Annotated in this window: 15 protein-coding genes; 5 read left to right on the plus strand and 10 right to left on the minus strand. The window is 68.1% G+C overall.

Annotated elements, in window-relative coordinates; translation table 11 throughout:
• Window positions 1-8 precede the first annotated feature (8 nt).
• Genes YM304_RS11995 through YM304_RS12005 form a run of 3 tightly spaced genes read left to right on the plus strand, consistent with a single transcriptional unit; the run spans window position 9 to window position 2279 of the window.
• Window positions 9-977 (plus strand): PhoH family protein, encoded by a 969-nt coding sequence (locus YM304_RS11995; protein ID WP_015441955.1) that lies wholly within the window; start codon window positions 9-11, stop codon window positions 975-977.
• Entirely contained in the window at window positions 974-1468 is a 495-nt protein-coding gene (ybeY, locus tag YM304_RS12000; RefSeq protein WP_015441956.1) for an rRNA maturation RNase YbeY, read from the plus strand. The genes YM304_RS11995 and ybeY overlap by 4 nt, the downstream gene beginning before the upstream one ends.
• Before the next feature lie 46 nt (window positions 1469-1514).
• Window positions 1515-2279 carry an SDR family oxidoreductase gene (locus tag YM304_RS12005; protein WP_015441957.1) on the plus strand — a complete coding sequence of 255 codons (765 nt, stop codon included), beginning with the start codon at window positions 1515-1517 and terminating at the stop codon, window positions 2277-2279.
• Between the two features lie 18 nt (window positions 2280-2297).
• Here YM304_RS12005 and YM304_RS12010 read toward each other — a convergent pair whose 3' ends face one another.
• Window positions 2298-3362 carry a class I adenylate-forming enzyme family protein gene (locus YM304_RS12010; protein ID WP_015441958.1) on the minus strand — a complete coding sequence of 355 codons (1065 nt, stop codon included), beginning with the start codon at window positions 3360-3362 and terminating at the stop codon, window positions 2298-2300.
• A gap of 17 nt (window positions 3363-3379) precedes the next feature.
• Between YM304_RS12010 and YM304_RS12015 the strand changes: the two genes are divergently transcribed.
• Complete coding sequence (locus YM304_RS12015) at window positions 3380-4336, plus strand: 1,4-dihydroxy-2-naphthoate polyprenyltransferase (RefSeq protein ID WP_269448320.1); 957 nt, start codon at window positions 3380-3382, stop codon at window positions 4334-4336.
• Window positions 4337-4354: 18 nt separating this feature from the next.
• Here the strand turns inward: YM304_RS12015 and YM304_RS12020 are convergent, their stop codons facing one another.
• Together YM304_RS12020 and YM304_RS12025 are read right to left on the minus strand one after the other, a co-directional pair.
• Window positions 4355-5074, minus strand: a complete 720-nt coding sequence (locus YM304_RS12020; protein ID WP_015441960.1) for an alpha/beta fold hydrolase — start codon at window positions 5072-5074, stop codon at window positions 4355-4357.
• The gene (locus tag YM304_RS12025) at window positions 5071-5793 is read right to left on the minus strand and encodes a DsbA family oxidoreductase (RefSeq protein WP_015441961.1); all 723 of its coding nucleotides are present in this window, start codon (window positions 5791-5793) and stop codon (window positions 5071-5073) included. The genes YM304_RS12020 and YM304_RS12025 overlap by 4 nt, the downstream gene beginning before the upstream one ends.
• Window positions 5794-5827: 34 nt before the next feature.
• On the opposite strand from YM304_RS12025, the gene menD reads away from it, so the two are divergent.
• The gene (menD, locus tag YM304_RS12030) at window positions 5828-7501 is read left to right on the plus strand and encodes a 2-succinyl-5-enolpyruvyl-6-hydroxy-3-cyclohexene-1-carboxylic-acid synthase (RefSeq protein WP_015441962.1); all 1674 of its coding nucleotides are present in this window, start codon (window positions 5828-5830) and stop codon (window positions 7499-7501) included.
• Between the two features lie 41 nt (window positions 7502-7542).
• On the opposite strand, the gene YM304_RS12035 is transcribed toward menD, so the two are convergent.
• The 7 genes from YM304_RS12035 to YM304_RS12065 form a co-directional block, all read right to left on the minus strand.
• On the minus strand, window positions 7543-8733 hold the full coding sequence (locus YM304_RS12035; RefSeq protein ID WP_015441963.1) for an isochorismate synthase: 1191 nt from the start codon (window positions 8731-8733) through the stop codon (window positions 7543-7545).
• A gap of 1 nt (window position 8734) precedes the next feature.
• The gene (locus tag YM304_RS12040) at window positions 8735-9463 is read right to left on the minus strand and encodes a ubiquinone/menaquinone biosynthesis methyltransferase (RefSeq protein ID WP_015441964.1); all 729 of its coding nucleotides are present in this window, start codon (window positions 9461-9463) and stop codon (window positions 8735-8737) included.
• Between the two features lie 18 nt (window positions 9464-9481).
• On the minus strand, window positions 9482-10060 hold the full coding sequence (locus YM304_RS12045; protein WP_015441965.1) for a hypothetical protein: 579 nt from the start codon (window positions 10058-10060) through the stop codon (window positions 9482-9484).
• On the minus strand, window positions 10057-11334 hold the full coding sequence (locus YM304_RS12050; protein ID WP_015441966.1) for a hypothetical protein: 1278 nt from the start codon (window positions 11332-11334) through the stop codon (window positions 10057-10059). Before YM304_RS12050 ends, YM304_RS12045 begins: the two co-directional genes overlap by 4 nt.
• Before the next feature lie 4 nt (window positions 11335-11338).
• A complete protein-coding gene (locus YM304_RS12055; RefSeq protein ID WP_015441967.1) occupies window positions 11339-12532 on the minus strand; it encodes an SPFH domain-containing protein in 1194 nt (397 codons plus the stop codon).
• A 383-nt stretch (window positions 12533-12915) separates the two neighbouring features.
• Window positions 12916-14565, minus strand: a complete 1650-nt coding sequence (locus YM304_RS12060) for an acyl-CoA synthetase (RefSeq protein ID WP_015441969.1) — start codon at window positions 14563-14565, stop codon at window positions 12916-12918.
• Between the two features lie 14 nt (window positions 14566-14579).
• Window positions 14580-15026: a MaoC family dehydratase gene (locus tag YM304_RS12065; RefSeq protein WP_015441970.1), complete on the minus strand. Its 447-nt coding sequence runs from the start codon at window positions 15024-15026 to the stop codon at window positions 14580-14582.
• Window positions 15027-15114: the final 88 nt, after the last annotated feature.

The raw sequence follows: 15114 nt of genomic DNA on the forward strand, positions 1-15114 counted from the left end.
CACGCTGAATGCCCTCCACCACCACGACGGTCGTCGTTCCCGGAACTCACGTGATGTCGGCACTGATCGGGCCGCGAGACCAGTTCTTGCGCCGGATCGAGAAGGAGTTCCCGCAGGTCCTGATCACGGCGCGCGGCAACGAGATCCGGGTCGAGGGCGACGACACGACGCGAGTCACGAGCGTGTCTCGATTGTTCGAAGAACTCGTCACGCTGATCCAGACCGGCCAGACACTCGACGATGCGCTGCTCGATCGGGTGTTCGCGATGGTGCGCGCCGACGAGCGACCGTCCGAGATCCTCTCGCACCAGATCCTCAAGGGTGCCAAGGGACGCATCATCAAGCCCAAGACGGGTGGTCAGAAGCGCTACATCGACGCGATCACCAACAACGTCATCACGTTCGGCATCGGCCCGGCCGGTACCGGCAAGTCGTGGCTGGCCGTGGCCATGGCGGTGCGGGCGTTGCAAGCCAAACAGGTGCAGCGGATCATCCTCACTCGGCCGGCGGTCGAGGCCGGTGAACGACTCGGGTTCCTGCCCGGCGACCTCATGGCGAAGATCGATCCGTACCTGCGTCCGCTGTACGACGCGCTGTACGACATGCTCGACCCCGATGCGATCACCCGGATGATCGAGAAGCAGATCGTCGAGATCGCGCCGCTCGCGTTCATGCGTGGCCGCACGCTCAACAACAGCTTCATCATTCTCGACGAAGCACAGAACACCACGCCCGAGCAGATGAAGATGTTCCTCACGCGTATCGGTTTCGGGTCACACGTGGTGGTCACGGGCGACGCCACGCAGGTCGACGTCCCCACGGGCAAGAGCGGGTTGGCGGGGCTCGAACGAACGCTGGCCGGCATCGACGACCTCGCCTTCGTCCGGCTCACCGGGGCCGACGTCGTGCGCCACAAGATCGTTGCCGACATCGTCGCGGCGTACGAGAAGCGCGACGAGTCTCGCAACGGCTCGTGAGCGACATCACGGTCGTCGCCTCCGACGAACGGTCGGTTGCCACCGAACTCCCGGTCGACCTCGGTCGCTGGGCCGCGCTCGCCGAGGCCGCGCTCACGACCGAAGGCGCAGTGGGCGAGCTGACGCTGACCTTCGTCGACGACGACGAGATCGCCGAACTCAACGCCGAGTACATGGGCAAGGAGGGGCCGACCGACGTGCTGTCGTTCCCGATCGACGACGACGATGCGCCGTCGCTGCCCGGCGTGCCGACGCTGCTCGGCGACATCGTGATCAGCGCGTCGGCGGCCGATCGTCAGTGCGGCGAGCACGCCGGTACGTACGACGACGAACTCGCATTGCTGGTCGTGCACGGCGTGTTGCACGTGCTCGGGCACGATCACGCCGAACCCGACGAGACGGCGCTGATGCGGTCACGCGAACGAGCGTTGCTCGAGGCGCATCACTGGAACGGTCCGGTACCTTCGGCGTTCCGCCACGATCACGACTGACCCGTCGTTGCACCACGGGGTCGTCGGCGGCTCCTACAGTTCGGGCATGGACGTTTCTCTCGACGGCAAGGTCGCACTGGTCACGGGTGCATCGCGCGGCATCGGCAAGGCGATGGCGGCGACACTCGCAGCATCGGGCGCGAAGGTGATGATCAACAGTCGCAAACAGGAGTCGCTCGAAGCGGCACGGGCCGAGATGGACGGCGAGGTCGAGATCTTCGCCGCCAACGCCGGCGACGACGACGCAGCCGAGCGCGGTGTGCTCGCGACGATCGAACGGTTCGGCCAGCTCGACATCTTGATCAACAACGCGGCGACCAACCCGTACTACGGACGAACGCTCGACATCGACGACGCCCGGTACCAGAAGACGTTCCAGGTCAACCTCGATGCGCCCCTCCGCTGGACGCAGGCTGCCTGGAAGCATGCGTTCGCGGAGCGGCCGGGCACGGTGATCAACGTCGCCTCGGTCGGCGGACTCCGTGTCGAGGGCGTCGGCCTCGGTGTGTACAACGTGACCAAAGCGGCGCTCATCCATCTGACGAAGCAGTTGGCGCACGAACTCGGGCCGACGCGGGTGGTCGGCATCGCTCCCGGCCTGGTCGAGACCGACTTCGCCCAGGTGTTGGTCGACAACTTCGGCGACGCGTTGGCGGCCCGCATGCCGGTCGGTCGTCTCGGACAACCGCAGGACATCGCCAACCTGGCGACGTTCCTCGCCAGCGATCTGGCGTCGTGGATCACCGCCGAGACGTACGTCATCGACGGCGGCGCCAGCGTCGCCGGTGGGGCGCTCGAACCCGCCGAGTGAACGCCGCGTCGACGAGCGTCAGCTCGATCGGCGGAGTTTGCCCAGCGCCGTACGCGGCAGTTCGTCGACGACGACGAGGCGGCGCGGCGCCATGAAGGCCGGGTGCTCGGCTTTGACGTGGGCGCGCAGCGCGTCGAGTGTCGGAGCCTGGCTTCGCGGCACCACGACCGCTTCGACGAGGTGGCCCCACTCGTCGTCGGGTATGCCGCGGACCATCACGTCGGCGACCTGTGGGTGGTCGGCGAGCGCCGCTTCGACCGCCTCGGGCCACACGTTCTCGCCGCCGGTGATGATCATGTCGCCACGCCGGCCCACGACGTGCAAGCGGCCATCGGGGAGCCAGCGGCCGAGGTCGCCGGTCGGAAGCCAGCCGTCGTCGGTCTTCGGGTCGACGCCGTGCCGGTAGGTGCGCAGAAGCATCGGCCCGCGCAGCAGGATCTCGCCGTCGGTGCCCACGCGCTCCGGCTCGGCGATGGCGACCTCCACGCCGTCGAGTGGGACGCCGTCGTACACGACGCCGCTGCCGGTCTCGGTGAGCCCGTAGGTGGTGACGGAGTTCGGTGGTCGATCGGCCGGAGGGCGGCTCCCGCCGAGCACGATCGTGCGGAACGTCGTCGCATCGACGCGGGGAAGCGTGGTGGCGACCAGTGACACCAGCGTCGCCTCGCTCGCCATGATTGCTGTGGCATCGAATCCGGGCAGCACGGTGAGATCGGTGCCGGTGTGCAACGCTCGGGTGACCACCGACAGTCCGCCGACGTGTGCGAGCGGCAGGCAGGCGAGCCAGTGATCGTCGTCGGTCACGGCGAGCCGTCGACTCGTCGCCTCGGCCGACGCGGCGACGGCGTCGTGCGTGAGTACGACGCCCTTGGGCTCACCGGTCGAGCCGCTGGTGGCCACGACCAGCGCGTCACCGGACTCGACCTCGTCGCCCACTCGCAGCGCCGCCATGAGACGACGCTTCGCCTCGTCCGGCAACCGCTGATCGATCGGACACGCGGCGTCGCCGGCGTCCCAGATCCGGAGGAGATCGGTGACGAACTCCGGGCCTCCCGGACGGTCGAGGGCGATCAGGCGGGGCATCGGTTCTCCGCTCGAAGTTGCCGTGGTGCCGCCATCGCCCCCATCATGGCGCACAGATGAATCGTTGGATGATCGGAGCTCGGCTCCGCACGCTGCCCGCAGCCGTCGTACCCGTGGCGCTCGGCGCCGCCTGTGGGCTCGGAACCCCGCGAGAGCTCGGCTGGTGGAGCGGTGACGGCGTCGTCGTGTCGGCCGATCACGTCGGGGTCGTGTGGTGGCGCGTGGCGCTGGCGCTGATCGTCAGCCTCGCCCTGCAGGTGGGGGTGAACTACGCCAACGACTACAGCGACGGCATCCGTGGCACCGACGACGTCCGCGTGGGTCCGCAGCGTCTCGTGGCGAGCGGTCTCGCCCCGGCCAAGCAGGTCAAGATGGCGGCGATGGCCGCCTTCGGCGTGGCCGCGGTCGCCGGGCTGGCGGTGGCGGTGTCGACCTCGCTGTGGCTGCTCGCGGTCGGTGCTGCGGCGATCGCTGCCGGCTGGTTCTACACCGGCGGGCCCAAGCCGTACGGCTACCTCGGGCTCGGCGAGATCTTCGTCTTCGTGTTCTTCGGCCTGGTCGCCACGGTCGGTACGACGTTCGCAGCGACCGAGACGATCACGTGGTTGTCGATCGCGATGGGCAGCGCGGCGGGTTCGCTCGCCTGTGCGCTGCTCGTCATCAACAACCTGCGTGACATCCCGACCGACCGCGAGGTCGGCAAGCAGACGTTGGCGGTCCGCCTCGGCGACGCTCGAACTCGGTGGTTCTACGTGCTGCTCGTCGTCGCCTCGTTCGCGCTCCTCGCCGTCGCGGCGTTCGAGCGTCCGTGGGCGCTGCTGGGCTTCGCCGCTGCACCACTCGCGTTCGCTCCGTCGAAGGCGGTGCTCGGGGGAGCGACCGGGCCAGCGCTGATCCCGGTGCTCGGCGCCACCGGCAAGCTCCAGTTGGCGTTCGGATTCGCCGCCACGGTCGGCTTGGCCATCAGTTCCTGACGCCGGGCGCCCGCCGTTTCAGGAGCGGCCGATGAACCCGACGATCGCGTCGACCGTCGCCTCCGGCTGCTCGAGATGCACGCTGTGGCCGCTGCCGCCGATCACGCACAACCGGGAGTCGGCGAGGCCGTCGGCGAGGCGTTCACCGAGCGCCCGAAACTTCGCGTCGTGCTCGCCCGCGAGAACCAGCGTCGGCACCGTGATCTCGCCGAGCCGTTGCCAGAGAGGTTCCTGGGTGCCCGTCCCGCACAGCCGCAGGCTGCTGGCGAGACCTGCCGGCGTGTTGCGGAGGCGGTCGTCGCGCTGTGCGGCCTCGGCGGGGAGACCGGCGAACAGCGGATTGGTGAGCCAGGAATCGATGAAGTCACCGAGCGGCTCGGTCTCGATGCGGCGGGCCAGTTGCTCGTCGGCTGCGCGTCGAGCAGCACGCTCGGCCGGGTCGTCGATGCCGGCGGTCGCTCCGATGAGCACCAGTCGTCGTACCTTCGTCGGGTGCGCCAACGCGGCGTGGAGCGCCACCCGGCCGCCCATCGAGTACCCGACGTAGGTCGCAGTGCCGGCCGCATCGACGAGGTGGTCGGCGGCACCCCACAGATCGGTGCGCACCGCGCTCGCGGCGCCGTGTCCGGGCAGGTCGACCGCCACGGTCTCGGTGTCGACCCGGTCGGTGAGCAACTCCTCGATGCGGTGCCAACTCCGCGCGGTCTGCGTGAAGCCGTGGGCCAGCGCGACGGTCAATCGGCTGCCGCTTCCAGCGCAGCATTGGCGAGCTTCTCGAGCACCTTCGCGAAGGTCTCGGGGTCCTGGGCTCCAGGAACGGCCCACGAGTCGTTGAAGACGAACGTGGGCACCGCCGTGATGCCGTTCTCGTAGCCGTGCTTCAGCTCGGCCGACACGTCGTCGGCACCGTCGTCGGTCTCGAGAAATGCGAGGGTCTCGTCCGGGTCGAGACCGAGGTCGGCGACCGTGTCGGCGAGCGCCTGTGCGTTCCCGATGTGCACGCCTTCCATGAAGTACGCACGCAGGAGTCGTTCTTTCATCGCATCCTGGGTGACGGGGGAGTCGGGGAGCCCGGCGCGCCAGATCAGGCGGTGGGCGAGCAGCGTGTTGGCGCGCTGGGCGAGGTCCATCCGGAACTCGAGTCCGTCGCCCGCCGCGGTCTTCGTGAGATGGTCGAGGATCTCGGCGGCCTTCTCGGGTCCGCCGAACTTCTTGGCATAGGCCTCGGAGACCGGCCCGGCCACGCCCGGAGCGGCTCGCGGGTCGAGCTGGTACGGCTTGAACGTGACTGCGAAATCGACGCCGAGGTCTCCGTCGGCGCGGGCGAGTTCGAGCCCCTTCTCGAATCGCCGCTTGCCGATGTAGCACCACGGGCAGACGACATCAGAGAAGATGTCGACCGTGACGACCGGGCGGGCCGTCGCGGGCGTCGAAGAGGATGTCTCGCTCGTTGTCATGAAGACCAGGGTAGAGCCCTAGTGTCACCGGTTGATGGTCGACCGAACACCACACACCAGTGAGGCACTGGCCTCGGCGCCCGCTCCCGACGTGCAGGCGACGTTCTGCGCCACGCTGGTCGACGAGTGGCTGCGGCTCGGCGTGCGACATGCGGTGGTCGCTCCAGGATCTCGCTCGACACCGATGGCGTTGGCACTCGCAGCTCGTTCCGAGATCGCGATCCACGTCGTCCACGACGAGCGGGTCGCCGGTTTCGTGGCCCTCGGACTCGGCCTCGGCGGTTCACCCGCACTCCTGCTGTGCACCAGCGGAACGGCGGCGGCCAACTTCTTCCCGGCGGTGGTCGAGGCCGGGCTGTCGGCCGTACCGATGATCGTGCTCACCGCCGACCGCCCCGAGGAACTCCGCAACGTCGGCGCTCCGCAGACGATCGACCAGATCGAGTTGTACGGCTCGCACGTTCGCTGGTTCCACGACCCCGACGTACCGGTCGCGGCGTCGTTCGACTCCTGGCGTCCGCTCGCCGGTCAGGCGTGGCTGCACGCCCAGGCGGGACCCGTGCAGCTCAACCTGCCGTTCCGCGAGCCGCTGGTCGGCACACCCTTGGCGCTGCCCGATCCGATGACCGCTCCCAGTACGCCCGAGCCGACCCTCGAATCCCACGCGGCCCCGGCCGATTTCGATCGACAGCGTGGCGTCATCCTGGTCGGGGGAGCGAGCGGCGTCGATCCCGACGACGTCGCCAGGCTCCACCAGATGACGCAGTGGCCGATCATCGCCGATGCGATGTCGGCGATGCGCCACCTCGACGGCGCGATCAGCACGGCCGATGCGTTGCTGCGCCACGAGCGCTTCGCCGCCGACCACGCTCCCGACGTGATCGTTCGAGTCGGTCGACCAGCCAGTTCGAAGGTGCTGGCACAGTGGAGCGGTCGCGACGGCATCACCATGGTGCAGGTCGGCGGACCGGGTCGTATCGACCCCGACCACAACGTCAGCGCGGTGTGCTCGATGGCCACGCTGCTCGATGCCGCACCCACCGGGGCCACGGGCACGACCTGGCTCACCCGCTGGCGGCGCGCCGACGAGCGAGCCGGCGCAGCGATCGCCCAGGCGCTCACGACCGAATCGACGCTCAGCGAGCCGGGGGTCGCACGGTGTGTTGCCGATCACCTTCCCGCCGACGCCGGGCTCACGGTGGCGTCGTCGATGCCGGTGCGCGACCTCGAATGGTTCGGCGGTCGGCAGGCACGTTGTCACTGCAATCGCGGGGCCAACGGCATCGACGGTGTGATGTCGACCGCGGTCGGGCGGGCGCTCGAGTCGGGTCGGCCCGAATTCGTCCTCATCGGAGATTTCGCGTTCGTCCACGACTCGAACGCGCTGGTCGCACTCGCAACTCGCCCGGCCGATCTGCGGGTCGTCGTGGTCGACAACGACGGCGGCGGCATCTTCTCGTTTCTGCCGCAGGCCACGGCCCTCGACCACGGCCGCTTCGAGCAGTTGTTCGGCACGCCGCTCGGTAGCGACGTCCTCGCGGTCGCGGCCGCTCACGGCCTCGCGACGGTCACGGCGACCAGCCGCGACGAACTCGCTGCGCAGATGACTCAGCGGGGCCCGTGGGTCTGCCGGGTGCCCAGCGACCGCGCCGCCAACGTCGAGGTCCACGCCGCGCTGCACGCTGCGGCGACCGCCGCCCTCGACTGAAGTTGGTGACAACGCTCCCGGAGCGATGCCACCAACTTGCTTCACGGGCGGACGATGGCGGAGAGCATCGCTTGGAACTTGGCCTGGGTCTCGGCGAGTTCGGCGAGCGGCTCCGAGTCGGCGACGATGCCGCCGCCCGCGACGAGGCGGGCCGACCGTCGGTCGTCGGAGAACTCGGCGCAGCGAATGGCGACCGCCCAGGTGCCGTCGCCGTTTGCATCGACCCACCCGACGGTGCCGCCGTAGCGACCGCGCTCGAACCCCTCGACCGATCGGATCAACTCGATCGCCGCGTCGCGAGGGTGTCCGCCGAGCGCCGGCGTCGGGCACAGGGCCCGCACGAGTTCGACGACGGTGGGGCCCGGCTGCGAGAGCATGCCTTCCATCCGGGTGCCGAGGTGTTGGACGTTGGCGACCTTGACGATCGACGGCTCCGGCTCCCAGTCGAGATAGCTGGCCCAGGGCAGCAGTCGGTCGTGCACGTCGTCGATGACGACCCGGTGCTCGATCTGGTTCTTCTCGCTGGCTTGCAATTCTTCGGCCAGTCGGCGGTCGGTGTCGACGTCGCCCGAACGACGAGTGGTGCCGGCCAGCGGGTGTGACCGGACGACCGCGCCGTCGACCTCGACGAGGAGTTCGGGCGACGCTCCCACGAACCCGTCGATCGAGTACCGGTAGCTCGATCCGAACGACGCCTTGAGACGACGGATCACCGCGTGCACGTCGATCGGCGTCGTCGACGACACGCGAATCGGTCGGGCGATGACGGCTTTGGTCAGTTCGCCTCCGCGCACGGCGTCACGTGCCGCTGTGACGGCGCGGAGGTAGACCTCCTCGTCGACGATCGACTCGATGGCCCACGAGGCACTGCTCGGCAGCGGGTCGGGTCTGGCGGCGAGCGCTGTCGCCACGTCGGCTCCGTCGATCGCCGTGACCCACGCCTGGTCGTGGCGTTTGACGACGACCACCTCGGGAACGATCAGCGAACCGTCGGCACCGGGAATGAACGGTACGTTGCCGAGGGCCAGCGGCGCCGCGTCGTCGACCGTGGAGTCGTGGTCGATCGAGGCGAGCAGGTCGACGGCGTCGTCGATGGCGACCCGAGCAGCGACGCCACGAGCAGCGAGGCCGACGCCGTCACGCACGAAGAGCATGCCGTCGCCGCCGGCGACGTCGTTGAGGTCGGGGAGATGGTCGACGAACGCTGAGAGGGGGCGGGTGATCGCTCGCACGTCAGGAGCGGGTGCCGACCATGAGTTGGGTGAGTCCGCCGGTCAGCTGTTGATGGGTGGCGTCGGCGAAGCCGGCACGGTGCAGCATCGCGACCAGTTCGGCCGGCTCGGGCAGGTAGGCCACGCTCTTGGGGAGGTAGCTGTAGGCAGCCCCGTCGGAGAGCGCGGCGCCGATCTTGGGCACGATCTTGCCGAAGTAGATGTTGTTGCCGAAGCGCAGCACACGGTTGGGCGGCGTGCTCACGTCGAGGAGTGCGATGCGTCCACCGGGCTCGACCACGCGGGCGAGCTCGTGGAAGAACACGTCGAGGTCGAGCAGGTTGCGGAGGGCGAAGCCGCAGGTGACGCCGTCGACCGAGGCGTCGGGGACCGGCAACTTCAAGATGTCGGTCTGCACCCGAGGCACGCCCGAGCGGTCGGCCGCGAGCATGCCGTAGCTGAGGTCCATCGAGAACGGGCGCAGGCCCGCTGCGGCGAGGTCGATGCAGAGGTCACCGGTGCCGCTGGCGAGGTCGAGCACGGTCGATCCGGCCGGGAGTGCGAGTTGCTTGATCGCCTTCTTGCGCCAGCGAACGTCGAGCCGGAACGAGATGATCCGGTTCAGGCGGTCGTACTTCGGCGCGATCGCGTCGAACATGTCGCGCACCGCCGCGACCTTCTCCTCGCCTTCGGGAAGTTGTTCGGTGTCCCAGCGACGGGAGGCGGGTGCGGGCGTGTCGGAAGAGGCCACGCGTCGAGGATATGCCGGTCAGGCGGTCGCCGTACCCGGTTGGTCGTCGGGATCGGGTGCCGGCATCGGCGGTGGGTCGACGACACCAGATGCGGCTCGATCGACCTGTTCGATCTCGGCGCGTGCCTTGGCGAGTGCTTCGAGACGGATGTCGGCGGCCGACACCGCTTGTTCGAGCAACTCTTTCGAGTCGGCGACGGTGATACCGGTGATCATCGTGGCGATGGTGGCTTCGAGTTCGTCGACGTGTGCTTCGAGCGGGTCGATCGCCGCATCGCGGTGTGCGGCGGGCAGCGAGGCGGCAGCGACGAGTCGTTCGTCGATGGCCAGGGCTTCGGCTTCGATGGAGTTCATCTGTGCCGCCAGTCCGAGTTCGACGAAGCGAGGGTTTTGGCGGGCTCCCTTGACCGCGTCGCCGAGCCGTCGATGCAGCTTGGCTTCACGGCTGTGAGCGCCGGCCCAACTCGCCGGCGCCGGCGACTTCCGGCCGGGGACGACTTCGTTCTGTTTCGAGAACTCCTGTTTCGACCGGACGGCGAGCGCGACGCCGAAGCCGACCACGGCCACGACGGCGATGACGAGCAGCGTGGTGATCACGGTGAGTCGCCTCCTCCGGCAGCACTGACGGCAACGGCGATCAGGATCACCACCAACAGTGCGAGCGCGATGGCGGTGATGATCTTGACCTTGCTGTACGGGCGAGCGCCGTGGACTTCGCCGGTGACACCGTTGATGTACACCTGGAACGGTCGGCCGTCGTAGATCACGGTGAGCAGCCAGAGCGGCAGCAGCATGTGCTTGTAGGTCATCTCGCGCCAGTTGATGTTCATCGACGAGATGCGTTGCTGATCGCCGCCGATGTCGCGTCGCACGGTGGCGCGGATGTCGTTCTCCATGATGGAGGTTGCTTCGCCGAGGCATTCTTCGACGTCGTGGTCGTAGGTGCGGGCGAGGTGACCGGCGGCGAACTCGGCGGAGTACGGCTTGGCCGTTTCGGTCGGCCAGGGCTCGAGTTTGTCGATGCGCTTCTTCTCGAACCCCGTGTTGGCGAGGATGGGGATGTCGTCGAACACGTTGCCGACGACGCCGCTGACGTGATGCCAGGTGGTGTAGGTCTCGGTGCGGCGGTTGTCGCCGTGGCCGACCGTGCGGGTGCGGGTGATGCCGCGTTGTCCGGAGTAGTGGGTCTGGGTGTCGGCGTCGTACGTGAAGTACGCCATGTAGACGCTCTGGAACGAACCGGTGCGGTTGTAGGTCTTGAACTCCGACGGGGCGAACCAGCGGCCGTTGATCCACTTGTCGATGAGGTCTTCGGCCGACTTCTGGTCGACGGAGAAGGGGAGCACCGCGTCGACGGGGAGTCGTTCGGGAGCGGCGTGGACGTCGTCACGTTGGATCGGCGTGGCGCAGTACGGGCACTTGTTCGCCGTGAGGCTGCCGGTGAACGTGGTGTGTCCACCGCAGTTCTGGCAGACGATCTCCTTCTCGTCGGTGAGGAAGTTGGCGGAGCGCTGCATCTTGCCCTGCCGCACGAGGGCGAGCGCTTCGCGCAGGTCGCGCTCTTTGACGTCGCCGTCGACGTCGACGAGTTCGTGGGTGTTGCCGCAGTGCTGGCACTTGAGCATCTGGGTCGGGATGTCGAAGTGGAGTTCGCCGCCGCACGCTTCGCACGGATAGGTGCGCGAGGCCTGCGTCTCGTGCTTGAGCGCCATCGAGTGTTGCTCGGAGCCCTTGCGGAGCGCTTCGGCGGGGTCGAAGGCCCCGCTGGCGTCGTCGGCCGGGGGCGCCGCCTGGGCTCCGGGGTCGGGGAGCGGCGGGGGTGCCGAGGCGTTCGGGTCGGGGGGAGGTGGTGGTTGCGGTGCGTCGCTCACTGCGTCACTCCGTCGGCGGTGTCGGCGGCACCGGGGGCGGCGTCGGCGAGGTGGGCGGCATCGGCGGCGGGGCGGAGAACATCGCCTGGAGTTCGGGGACGGTCTGGGCCGGCGCCCATCCGGCCATGCCTTCGGCCCAGACGAGGGTCTGGCCGGTGACCTGTCCGCCCTGGATGCCGGACTGCATCTGGGCCATGTTGTACGGGCCGCCGGCGTTGCCGCCGTGGTCGACGTGGAACATGCGCTGTCCGGGCAGCGGCGGGGGAGCGCCACCGGGTGCGGCGGCGGGTGCGGCCTGTTGCGGTGCCTGCTGTCCCATCCCGCCCATCTGGTTGGCCATCTGTCCGGCCATGGCGACGCCCATGCCCATCTGCATCATGTCGCCCATGACGGAGCCGCCTTCGTTCTCGGCGGCGGCGAGCATCGCGTCGGCGGCTTGCGCCTGCTGGTACTTGTTGAGGTCGACGTTCTCGACGAAGCCGGACGCTTCGACGCCCTTGGCGACGCCTCGTGTCATCGCCTGGGTGATCTCGTCGGGCAACGAGATGTTCATGGTGATGTCGGGGATGGCGAGTCCGAACTCGTCGTCGACGCGCTCTTCGACGAACTCGCGGAGCTTGCCCGACAGTGCGACCTGTTGGCCTTGCAGGTCGATGGCGCCGAGGCCGGTCTCCATGACCATGTCGGAGAACGCCATGGAGATGACGCGGCGGAGCAGTTCGGTGATCTCGTCGGCTTCGACGGCGGAGTCGGTGCCGATGACTTCCTTGAGGAAGATCTCGACGTCTTCGATCTTGACGACGCAGAGGCCGTTGGCGCGGACCTGGACCATCTTGAAGTCGGGGTCGCGAACGGTGACGGGTTGCGGGGTGCCCCACCGGATGTCGGTGACGGGGCGGGTGTTGATGAAGTAGACCTCGCTGCGGAACGGGCTGTCGAAGCCGTGTTTCCAGCCTTGGAGGGTCGAGAGGATGGGGAGGTTCTCGGACTTCAGCTCATAGTGACCGGGTTCGAACTGGTCGGCGAGCGCTCCGCGGTAGACGAAGACGGCTTTCTGGCCTTCGCGCACGATGAGTTGTGCGCCGTTCTTGATCTCGTTCTGGTAGCGCGGGAAGCGCCAGGCGAGGGTGGAACGCGAGTCGTCCATCCACTCGATGATGTCGACGAGTTCGCCTTTGATCTTGTCGAAGAGGCCCATGAGGTCCGCCTTTCTTGCATGTGAGGTTCACACTGCGTCGTGTTGTGCTTCGGTATCCGAAGTCCTGCTCAGACCCTAGATGACGACCCCGAACCAATGCCGCAATTTCCACCCCACCCAGCCCCCCGACCTGGTTATTTCCATCCCGGATGAAAATAACCAGGTCGAGAAACGAGAGGGGGAAGGCCTTCGGCGAGAAGCGTCCAGCCGAGTAACGGCCGGCCGGCGCAGTGAGCGCCAGCGAGCAAGCCTGGCTCGCTGCTCACCGCAGTGAGGTGGCGACCGACGAGGTGGGTGCAGCGAAGGATGTTGCGCCTGCCGGCCGGCGCCGTGAGCGCCAGCGAGCAAGCCTGGCTCGCTGCTCACCGCAGTGAGGTGGCGATCTACGAGGTGGGTGCAGCGACCAGTGAGGCGGCCCAGCGGTAGTCGGCTTTGCCGCTGGGGCTGCGGACGATCTCGTCGACTCGGACGATGGATTTGGGAAGCTTGTAGCGGGCGATGTGTTCGGCGGCTTCGGTGAGGAGGTCGTCGTCGGTGACGTCGTGGCCGTCGCGGATGCGGACGACGGCGACGACTTCCTTGCCCCAGCGTTCGCTCGGTCGTCCGGCGACGATGCAGTCGTAGATCGCGGGGTGGGCTTTGACGGCGGCTTCGACTTCTTCGGCGAAGATCTTCTCGCCGCCGGAGTTGATGGTGACGGAGTCGCGGCCGTGGAGTTCGACGATGCCGGCGCCGGTTGCGCCGCCGGGGAGGAGGCGGGCGCGGTCGCCGGGTACGGCGTAGCGAACGCCGTCGACGACGGGGTAGGTGCGGGCGGTCTTGGCTTCGTCGCCGAGGTAGCCGAGCGCGAGGCGTCCGGTCTTGGCGAGCCAGCCGAGTCCGTCGTGGCCGGGTTCGAGGGTGGCGTCGAGGTCTTCGGAGAGGATGACGTTGCCGTCGGTCATCTCGAAGGTGCCGGTCGAGGCGCCGTCGGCGGTGGAGACGTGCGAGACCTGTCCGCCCGCTTCGGACGAGCCGAGGCCGTCGATCACCATGAGGTGCGGTACGTGCGTGATGAACTCGCGTTTGAGTGGCGCCGAGAGTGCCGCTCCGCCGGAGAGGATGATGGCGAGCGACGAGAGGTCGTAGGTGGTGCGGTCGAGTTCGTCGAGCAGTGGTCGGGCGAATGCGTCGCCGACGATGAGCAGGAACGAGAGTTTCTCGCGTTCGATCGTCGACCACACGTCGGCGGGGTCGAGGTGTTCGGGCACCGAGGGGACGTGGACGGTGCCGCCGCCGAGCCAGGTGCGAAAGGCAATCCAGTGACCGGCGCCGTGCATGAAGGGCGGCCCGATGAGCGCTTTGAGTCCGGTGTTGGCTTCGGCGAGGAACTCGTCGATCGTGGTGGCGGTGGGGGAGCCGCCGAAGCAGGCGCGCATTGCGTCGCCGTTGCGCCACATGACGCCCTTGGGCATGCCGGTGGTCCCGCCGGTGTAGAGCATGTAGAGGTCGTCGGGGCTCCACTCGACGTCGGGTCGGTCGGCCGATGCTGCGGCGAGTGCGTCTTCGTACCAGACGGCGCCGGGCAGGAGGTCGTTGCCGCTGCTGTCGGCGACCTGGAGGATGACCTTCAGGTTCGGCAGGTCGGGAAGGACTTCGGCGAGCGTCGGTGCGAACGCCGAGTGCACGATGACGGCCGCGGCGTTCGAGTCGGTGAGCAGATACCGGAGTTCTTCGGCGACGTAGCGGTAGTTGACGTTGAGCGATGCGACGCGGGCCTTGACGGTGCCGAGCATCGCTTCGAGGTACTCGTTGCCGTTGTGGAGGTAGATCGCGAGATGGTCTTGTCCCGACACGTGGCCGGGCAGTTCGGATCGCTCGGTGTGGCAGCCGAGTCCTTCACCGAGGAGGTGGTTGGCCAAGCGCCGTGTCCGTTCGGTCACCTGTGCCCAGGTGAACCGCCGATCGCCGAACACCAGGCATTCCTGGTCTGGACGGGTGTCGGAGATCGCTTCGAGTACCTCGGCGAGGCCGAGTTCGGTCGTGTCGGTCACGGCGCTTCAGCCGATCACTCGTAGTAGCGGAAGATGACTTCGGCGACGCACGACGGCTTCGATGCGCCTTCGACCTCGAAAACGAACTCTTGCGTCACCTGTGCGCCACCGTCGATGTCGTCGACGGCTTTGAGGGTGACGCCGAGGCGCACGTTCGAGCCGACCGGGACGGGCGACGGGAAGCGGATCTTGCCGGCGCCGTAGTTGACACCCATGGCGATACCGGTGACCGCGAAGATCTGCGGCGAGAGCATCGGGCCGAGCGAGAGCGTGAGGTAGCCGTGGGCGATCGGGCCGCCGAACGGGCCGGACTTGGCTCGCTCGACGTCGACGTGGATCCACTGCTGGTCGCCGGTGGCGTCGGCGAACAGCTGCACCTGCTCCTGGGTGACGGTGGTGTAGGGCGAGTAGCCGAGGTGCTCTCCGACGAGCTCTTTGAGTCCGGCGATTCCTTCGATCATGCGTGTCATGAGTTGGAGACTACAAAGCAGCACACTCGCGGAACCTCATCGACAGGCGAGGTGCAGACGGGCGACGAGCGTCGGGTGC

Source organism: Ilumatobacter coccineus YM16-304, from assembly GCF_000348785.1.
GTDB classification, from domain to species: Bacteria; Actinomycetota; Acidimicrobiia; order Acidimicrobiales; family Ilumatobacteraceae; genus Ilumatobacter_A; species Ilumatobacter_A coccineus.

Bases quoted from the DNA above. Each gene is read 5' to 3' on its own strand.
- YM304_RS11995 (WP_015441955.1), top strand. From the start codon at position 9: ATGCCCTCCACCACCACGACGGTCGTCGTTCCCGGAACTCACGTGATG.
- YM304_RS12005 (WP_015441957.1), top strand. From the start codon at position 1,515: ATGGACGTTTCTCTCGACGGCAAGGTCGCACTGGTCACGGGTGCATCG.
- YM304_RS12010 (WP_015441958.1), bottom strand. From the start codon at position 3,362: ATGCCCCGCCTGATCGCCCTCGACCGTCCGGGAGGCCCGGAGTTCGTC.
- YM304_RS12025 (WP_015441961.1), bottom strand. From the start codon at position 5,793: ATGACAACGAGCGAGACATCCTCTTCGACGCCCGCGACGGCCCGCCCG.
- menD (WP_015441962.1), top strand. From the start codon at position 5,828: ATGGTCGACCGAACACCACACACCAGTGAGGCACTGGCCTCGGCGCCC.
- YM304_RS12055 (WP_015441967.1), bottom strand. From the start codon at position 12,532: ATGGGCCTCTTCGACAAGATCAAAGGCGAACTCGTCGACATCATCGAG.
- YM304_RS12065 (WP_015441970.1), bottom strand. From the start codon at position 15,026: ATGATCGAAGGAATCGCCGGACTCAAAGAGCTCGTCGGAGAGCACCTC.